Raw genomic sequence first — 773 nt, 5'->3', positions numbered from 1 at the left:
CAAGTTATACAGAGCAATTTTAGTCAAAATGATTGGCGGGAGCTATCAAAACTCCTCATAAAAAAGCCAACTCATGTCAAAAACGGAATTTTTCTTTTTATAGTAAATAAAAATTTTAAGAATTTGATTTAAATCATTTTTTTAAATATAATTTTCAAATCACGCCCATTATGTTAAGTGGAGTCGATTTTTTGATTGAATAATATATCAGCTATATATTTAATCAGTCTCTTGTCGAAGTACCTGATCATCATTCTAGTAATTTCATAAACATTAGAACTGTTCAAATTTTAACTTTTGCAAGAAGCCTAAAGTTATGCAAGAAAACAATACATTTTTGATAAATTTCAAAGGGGATAACATGTCACACCAATCAGATTATTCAATTTCATTATTTACTGATAAAAATCGAGAAAATTTACACAAAAAATTCAATATCAGCATTCATAATGACCAAATTAGGGGCGAAATAAAATACGCATATAGTAAAATAACAAAAGAAAATAACATTAATCTTGATCTTATTAAATTTATTACAGAAGATTTAAGTACAAAAAATTGTGATGATTTAATACGTGAAATTTTTTATTGTAAAGGTTTCAAAGATATCCAAATTACAAAAATTAGTGACTTATTAGAAAAAGGAAAAATTGATAATAGTGATCCTGATTTTGAGTTTATTTATCCTGAACAATTTAAAATATATAATCATATAAAAATTGAATCAGAACAAAATCTAGCCCTGCTTGGAGACCAATTAGACATATTAATAC

At 25.1% G+C, this 773-nt stretch carries 1 protein-coding gene; it reads left to right on the top strand.

All coding sequences use genetic code 11. The annotated features are described in order from the left end of the window. Positions 1 to 361 precede the first annotated feature (361 nt). Positions 362 to 773: hypothetical protein (locus ACH8JV_RS19495; RefSeq protein ID WP_396523296.1), on the top strand; the 412-nt coding region annotated here is incomplete at its 3' end.

Source organism: Acinetobacter sp. ABJ_C5_2, assembly GCF_044538485.1.
GTDB classification, from domain to species: Bacteria; Pseudomonadota; Gammaproteobacteria; order Pseudomonadales; family Moraxellaceae; genus Acinetobacter; species Acinetobacter nosocomialis_A.
This window is presented reverse-complemented; position numbering and strand designations above follow the sequence as displayed.